The sequence below is a fragment of the Pseudomonas sp. PS01298 genome (assembly GCF_029959745.1).
Taxonomy (GTDB): domain Bacteria; phylum Pseudomonadota; class Gammaproteobacteria; order Pseudomonadales; family Pseudomonadaceae; genus Aquipseudomonas; species Aquipseudomonas aylmerensis.
Window position 1 is genome coordinate 22,115 of sequence record NZ_JASCPP010000087.1, and the last position, 7,009, is coordinate 29,123.

Genomic DNA, 7,009 nt, shown 5'->3' on the forward strand with positions numbered 1-7,009 from the left:
GAATCAGAAAGCGACTACAGAAAAAAATGCTTTAGGGGCATTCACTCAACATTGAGATTTCATCTGTTCTCAATGAGGAGTTCGCCATGATCGAGATGCCACATCCCGCGCAACAGACTTTCAATGCGCCGGTGTTTTCCCCCGGCGTCCTTCAAAACAACAACGTCGCCGAAAACAGCCGGATTGAAGCCAACTTGGGACGGCTCGCCAGTGAAAGCGCTGCGGCCCATAAAACCATTGATGGCTTGCTTGCCAGCCTGATCAAGCTATCTACGTTGGTCGAGGGCAATGAACTCAAAGCCACGGCCAACCTGTTAAGCAGCTACTCCTCGGATCAGCCTCGCTTCGGCGTGATCGGTCAGTTAGGGGCCGGAGGCTTCAGTCGTATCCTTGATGAAGCACGACAGGGCGGCCCACGTGCCCACCGTTCGGGAGACGAGCCTCTGACATTGCGTGAAAAGGCCACGGCTTTTTTCAACTTGAGTAACTCGGCTTATTTTCGAGAAACCCTGGAGCGCATTCACAGTTCAAGTGAGCTGAAAGAGCGTGTCGCACCGATTGTTGACGTGCCTTATTTGGAGTCCAAGCAGTTCGGACCTGCCCGAGGCGGCACTAAAGAGCATCCCTTGCCGGAGCAACTCGCGCTTTATACTTTTAGTAATGAAAACACTCAGGATGCCTCGCAGAATTGGCATCTTTATGAATCCATCAAGGATGTAAACGGGCGGCCTGTGCTGAGCAACCCAGCACGCGTGGGTGCCAGCCTGACTAAAGTACAGAACGACTTCCGTGAAGCAACTTCGCAGGGCAGCAACGTCTGGGTGTCGGCCGCGGACCTGAAAGCCGACGACCGGCTGAGTTCGCGGGAGCTTGATTTTGCGCGCTTTAACCCACGCAACCGTGTGGATCGAGATGATGGCCAGTTTGGCTATCAAGGACCGATAAAAAGCCAGGCGGCGCTGCCCTTGGAGCATACCGTGATCCCCCGAGGTAACGGCTTCGCCGTTTGGCAAGTCAAGCAAGGCACCGGCTTTGCCAAGGACGCGGCTTTGCAGCAAAAACCTGTCGTGGCGGGGCCTTCTGGAACCACCGACCGATTTATGACCGCAGCCCGGTTGCTGGGGACTGGGCTGGTCAATACGTTGGGGCTTAACCAGCCAAAGGCTGGCGAGTCGAATGAGCAGGCCGAAGTCAGGGCCCAGCGGGAAATGAAAGAGTTGGTCCGTTGGATGGCTACCGGTTACCTGGTGGATGACAATCATCACTCCATGGTCGAGGTCAACCTGGGTGCCGCCAACCATGGCCTCCCTACCCAGTGGGGGGAGTCGCTCTACCGTGAACCGTTCTCCGGCCCGATTGCAGCCCGCGATTTTACTATTTCCAATTCAGAGGTTATGAATGCCCTGAACAAGCAGGCGCCCGTGAGCACTCATTATGAAAAATTTCGTCATGACCTGCAGGGGGGGAGCCGAGCGAAGGTAATGCCGGACGGGCGGATCATTTGATATCGGGCGCTATAGGCCCTGTAGTCGGCTCAATGGGGTCATTGCAAGCGCCGGTTTACCGCGAGGGCCTTGTTTTGTTCGAGTATGCTGGCCGTTCTGAACAACGGACCTGTCCCAATGCTGGTAATTTCCAACAACGTGCACCTGCCCGATGCCGAAATCGAGCTGACCGCCATCCGCGCCCAGGGCGCCGGTGGGCAGAACGTCAACAAGGTGTCGAGCGCGGTGCATTTGCGCTTTGATATTCCGGCCTCGTCGCTGCCGGAGTTCTACAAGGAGCGGCTGCTGGCGCTGCGCGACAGCCGGATCACCAGCGAAGGCGTGTTGATTCTCAAGGCCCAGCAATACCGGACGCAGGAGCAGAATCGCGCGGATGCGCTCGAGCGTTTGGTGGAGCTGATCCTCAGTGCCACCAAAGTCGAGAAGAAGCGCCGCCCGACCAAGCCGACCCTGGGCTCGAAAAAGCGTCGACTCGAATCCAAGACCAAGCGCGGCAGTATCAAGGCCGGGCGTGGCAAGGTCGATTTCTAGGCGTCGCGCGCTTCGCGGGCCTTCGGCGCCTGGCGGTACAGGTACACGCTGAGCAGCAGGCCACCGAGGGCGGCGAGGGCGGCGAACAGGAAGATCGATGCAAAGCCGAAACCTGCCGCCACCGCCCCGGCCAGCGGCCCGGTGATGCCCAGCGACAGGTCGATGAACAGCGAGTAAGCCCCCACCGCCGACCCGCGGCTGGACGCCGGCACCAGATTGACCGCCTCGACTCCCAGCGCCGGAAACACCAGGGAAAAACCGAAGCCGCTCAACGCCGCGCCGGCCAGGGCCAAGTTCGCATCCGGTGCCAGCCACAGCAGCAGCAACCCGAGGATTTCCACCGACAGGCACGCAATCGCCACGCGAAAGCCGCCAATCCGGTTGATCAAGTTGCCGAACAGCAGGCGCGCACCGATAAAACTGGCGCCGAACAGGCTCAGGGCCCACACCGCGTTATCCCAATGCTGGGTGGTGTAATACAGGGTGATAAAGGTGGCGATGGTGCCAAAGCCGATCGAGCCCAGGGCCAGCGCGCAGCCGTGCGGCAGCACCCGGCCCAGCACATTCATGAACGGCAGGCGCACGCCGGCCACGATCGGCGCCGCTTCCTTGTTCCAGGCCAGCAGCAGGCCGATCACCGCCAGCAGGATGATACTGACGCCCATGCTCCACAGCCCCAGGTGGCTGACCAGCAGCACCCCGAGTGGTGCGCCAACCGCCAGCGCGCCGTAGCTGGCGATGCCGTTCCAGGAAATCACCTTGGCCGTGTTCGCCGCCCCCACGCGGCCGATGCCCCAGCCGATGGCGCCCGAGCCGACCAGGCTTTCCGCGCTGCCCAGCACCAGGCGGCCGATCAGCAGGCTGCCCAGGCTCACGGCCGGCAAGCTGGAGAACCACGCCGCGAGCAGCATGAACACGCCGCTCAGGCCGCAGCCCACCAGGCCGATCAGCACGGCGCGCTTGCTGCCCAGGTTGTCGATGATTTTGCCTGCGTACGGACGGCTCAGCAGCGTGGCCAGGTATTGCACACTGATCACCAGGCCGGCGATGACCGCGCCGTAGCCCAGCTCACTGTGGACATAGCCAGGCAATACGGCCAGCGGGATGCCGATATTCAGGTAGCCGATAAAGGTGAACAACACGATGGAAACGACTTGCAGCGTGACCGCCATGGGGCGCTGGGTATCTGGCATGGGAGAGGTCCACTGTCGCAGCAGGTAAAGATAGGCGGCTAATGATACCGGGCTTGGGCCGGCGCAGGGCGCTAAAACGCAAAAACGTCAGGTCGGCACTGCGTCAGGCTTGGGAAGGGGCCAGCAATTGCGTGGTAACCAGGGCCGCCAACGCGTTTTCCTGGGTGCCAAAGCGCTTGAGCAGCTTGGCTTGCTTGTCCGCGCTGAGGCGGTTCCACACTTCGACCATCTGCAAGGCAGCGTCGAGTACGGCGGCGTCCGGGGTGTCGGGGAGGGTATCGGTCATGGCAGGTATCTCGGGTGATTCAGGCAGTGTGGAAAGCGCTCAAAGGTGCGCTTTCCACACGGTCTGGTACGGCGTCAGTCCTGGCTTTCGCTGTCGACTGGTGGTGCTTCTTTGGCCTCAGGCTGCTGGTCGCTGGCCTGCTGCGGTGTTGGCTGCTCAGTAGGGTGCAGGCTTGGGAAGGGGAGATTAGGTATCTCGTGCATCGTCGTCGCTCCTCGCAAAGTCTGTTTTTTCAATCGCAGGTGATTCCGCGCTCTCAAAAAGCCTTGGCAGGATACAGCACTGAAAATGACAAAAAGAATTTAATCTCGACCAATGAACGAACTTTCATTGTTTTACGCAAGTGACACGGGGTCACACCTCAAAAGGGCACCTTGCCGAGAATCATGTCGCGGTACATCACAAAATCCCCCAGCAAGCTGTAGAACGGGTGCTGGAAGGTCGCCGGGCGGTTCTTTTCAAAGAAGAAGTGACCGACCCAGGCAAAGCTGTAGCCGGCAATTGGCACGGCCAGCAGCAAGCCCAACGAGCCTCTGCCGATGGCATACGCGAGGATGCCGATCACCAGGGTGGTGCCGATAAAGTGCAGGCGCCGGCAGGTGCTGTCGGCGTGCTCAGTCAGGTAATACGGGTAAAACTCGGCAAAGCTGTTGAATCGCTTGACGTTTTCCACGGTGACCGGCCCTTTGATTGTTGTGCCTCCCAACAGATGTTCGGCGGGGAGCTTATTTGAGTCTAGAGTGATCAGTGGTAACAGCCAGTGACAATAGATGCCACTTTAGTATCCTTGGCTTCCTGGCTGCCGTTTGAGCCTGCTTTATTAAGAAGACGCCATGAGCGAACGAACAACTTCTGCAAGCTGGGCGATGGGGATAGTCAAGGCGTTGGAAATGGACGGCCTGGATTGCCGCGCCTTGTTCAAGCAACTCGGCCTGGACTACGCCGCGCTCAGCGACCCCGATGCACGCTTCCCACAAGATTCCATGACCCGGCTGTGGCAGCGGGCGGTGGAGGTCTCGGGCAACCCGGCGATTGGCCTGAACATGGGCAAGGTGGTACGTCCGGCATCGTTTCATGTGGCCGGGTATGCGTTGATGTCCAGCAACACCCTCGCCGAAGGGTTTATGCGCCTGGTGCGCTACCAGCGGATCATCGCCGAAAGCGCCGACCTCAGTTTCCGCCTGCTCCCCGAAGGTTACGCGCTGATCCTCACCGTGCATGGCGATCACCTGCCGCCCACCCGGCAAAGCGCCGAAGCCTCGCTGGCGAGTGCCCTGGCGCTGTGTGGCTGGCTGACCGGGCGCACCCTGCAACCGCGCAAGGTGCTGCTGCAAGGCGATCAACCGGTGGACCTGGCGCCCTACAAACAAGCGTTCCATGCCCCGCTGGAATTCAATGCGCCGTATGACGCGCTGATCTTCGAACGCGCCGACATGGACGCGCCGCTGCCCACGGCCAACGAGGCCATGGCGCTGCTGCACGATCGGTTTGCCGGTGAATACCTGGCGCGTTTCTCGGAGAGCCGTGTGACGCACAAGGCGCGTCAGGTGCTGTGCCGCCTGTTGCCACAGGGCGAGCCCAAGCGTGAAGTGGTGGCCCAGACCCTGCACCTGTCCCAGCGCACCTTGCAGCGGCGCTTGCAGGAAGAAGGCACCAGTTTCCAGACCCTGCTCGATGACACCCGCCGCGAATTGGCCGAGCAGTACCTCGCACAGCCGAGCATGACACTGCTGGAAATCGCCTACCTGCTGGGGTTTGCCGACCCGAGCAACTTCTTTCGCGCGTTTCGCCGCTGGTTCGATGCCACGCCCGGCGAGTACCGGGCGCGGTTGCAGGATGCGTCGACGGTCAGTGACGCCAAAATGCCGGAATGCACAGAACAAAGACTGTAATGATCTCCAGTCGGCCCAGCAGCATGCCCAGCGACAGGATCCACTTGGCCGCATCCGGCAGGCTGGCGAAATTGCCCGCCGGGCCGATGGTCTCGCCCAGCCCCGGGCCGACGCCGGACACGGTGCTGGCGGCGCCGGTCAGCGCCGTCATCCAGTCCAGGCCCAGCAGCGACAAGGCCAGGGCGATGGCGCAGATGGTGATGGCGAAGAAAAACGAGAACGTCAGGATCGAACGTACGATCTCTTCGTCGAGGCGGTGGCCGTTGTACTTCTGCTTGATCACCGCCCGTGGGTGAATCAGCTGGTTCAAGTTGGCCTTGAGCAGGATGTAGGCGACCTGGAAGCGGAAGATCTTGATCCCGCCCGCCGTGGAGCCGGAGCAGCCGCCGACAAATCCCAGGTAGAAGAACAGCATCAGCGAGAAGTTGCCCCAAATGCTGTAGTCCCCCAGTGCAAAGCCGGTGGTGGTGACCACCGAGGTGACGTTCACCGCCACATGGCGCAGCGCGTCGAGCCAATGCAAATCGGTGGTCCACCAGTACCAGGTGCCGAGCACCAGCCAGGTCACCACCAGCAAACCGAGCAGGCCTTGCACCTGCTGGTCCTTGATCAACGCACGGCGGTTGCCGCGCAGGGTCGCCACGTACAGGGTGAACGGCAGGCTGCCGAGGATCATCACCACCACCGCGACCCAGTGCACCGCGGGCTGTTTCCAGTGGGCCAGGGATTCGTCGGAGGTGGAGAATCCACCGGTGGAAATCGCCGACATTGCATGGTTGATCGCGTCGAACAGGCCCATGCCGGCCCACCAGAACGCGAGGCTGCCAAGGATGGTGATGCCCACGTACGCCGCCACGATCAGCCGCGCCACCATGTGCGAGCGGGGCATGACTTTTTCCGAGCGGTCCGAGGATTCGGTCTGGAACAGGCGCATGCCGCCGATACGCAGCAGCGGCAGGATCGCCACCGCCATGCCGATAAAGCCGATGCCGCCGAGCCAGTGCAGCAGCGAGCGCCACATCAGGATGCCCGGTGACATGGTGTCCAGCCCGCTCAGCACGGTGGAACCGGTGGCGGTGATGCCGGACATGCTTTCAAAGAACGAGTCGGTGTAGCTGATGTGCTGGGTCAGCAGAAACGGCAGCGCGGCGAACACGCACACCACCACCCAACTGCTGACCGTCAGCAAGTACATGTCGCGCGGGCGCAGGTGCACATGTTCGGGGCGGCCGGGAATCACCAGGGCCAAACCGGCAATAAAGGTGATCAGGCTGGCCCAGAGGAACGAGGGCAGGTCACTGGTGCGTTCGAAGATCACCAGGGTGGCCATTGGCACGACCATGGCGATCGCGAGGGTGATCAGGAAGATGCCGATGATGAAACCGATGATGCGTAGGGTCGGCAACGCCATGAAGTTCGCTCGGGGGTTGAGGGTGGCGCCATTCTACCTGCGGTGCAGTGCATGTAAACCGGGGTACGCGCCGCAACGCGGTTCGACGGTGGGAGCTGGCTTGCCTGCGATAGTGGTGTATCAGTCGATCAAGGGATGACTGGCCCACCGCTATCGCAGGCAAGCCAGCTCCCACACGGATAAGTGTCAGT

7 protein-coding genes are annotated in these 7,009 nt (G+C 61.0%); 3 read left to right on the top strand and 4 right to left on the bottom strand.

Features of this window, described 5'->3' with window-relative positions:
• Positions 1-86: 86 nt before the first annotated feature.
• Together QMX97_RS24040 and arfB are read left to right on the top strand one after the other, a co-directional pair.
• On the top strand, positions 87-1,505 hold the full coding sequence (locus QMX97_RS24040; protein ID WP_282397741.1) for a hypothetical protein: 1,419 nt from the start codon (positions 87-89) through the stop codon (positions 1,503-1,505).
• 117 nt (positions 1,506-1,622) lie between these two features.
• Entirely contained in the window at positions 1,623-2,036 is a 414-nt protein-coding gene (gene arfB, locus QMX97_RS24045; RefSeq protein WP_065908949.1) for an alternative ribosome rescue aminoacyl-tRNA hydrolase ArfB, read from the top strand.
• Here the strand turns inward: arfB and QMX97_RS24050 are convergent.
• The 3 genes from QMX97_RS24050 to QMX97_RS24060 form a co-directional block, all read right to left on the bottom strand.
• Positions 2,033-3,229 carry an MFS transporter gene (locus QMX97_RS24050; protein ID WP_065908952.1) on the bottom strand — a complete coding sequence of 399 codons (1,197 nt, stop codon included), beginning with the start codon at positions 3,227-3,229 and terminating at the stop codon, positions 2,033-2,035. The genes arfB and QMX97_RS24050 overlap by 4 nt on opposite strands.
• Positions 3,230-3,332: 103 nt before the next feature.
• Positions 3,333-3,515 carry a hypothetical protein gene (locus QMX97_RS24055; RefSeq protein WP_065908954.1) on the bottom strand — a complete coding sequence of 61 codons (183 nt, stop codon included), beginning with the start codon at positions 3,513-3,515 and terminating at the stop codon, positions 3,333-3,335.
• Positions 3,516-3,876: 361 nt separating this feature from the next.
• On the bottom strand, positions 3,877-4,188 hold the full coding sequence (locus QMX97_RS24060) for a DUF962 domain-containing protein (RefSeq protein WP_065909861.1): 312 nt from the start codon (positions 4,186-4,188) through the stop codon (positions 3,877-3,879).
• Positions 4,189-4,348: 160 nt separating this feature from the next.
• On the opposite strand from QMX97_RS24060, the gene QMX97_RS24065 reads away from it, so the two are divergent.
• Positions 4,349-5,407: an AraC family transcriptional regulator gene (locus QMX97_RS24065; RefSeq protein WP_106802768.1), complete on the top strand. Its 1,059-nt coding sequence runs from the start codon at positions 4,349-4,351 to the stop codon at positions 5,405-5,407.
• Here QMX97_RS24065 and QMX97_RS24070 read toward each other — a convergent pair.
• Entirely contained in the window at positions 5,364-6,818 is a 1,455-nt protein-coding gene (locus QMX97_RS24070; protein ID WP_065908958.1) for a TrkH family potassium uptake protein, read from the bottom strand. The genes QMX97_RS24065 and QMX97_RS24070 overlap by 44 nt on opposite strands.
• Between the last annotated feature and the right edge of the window lie 191 nt (positions 6,819-7,009).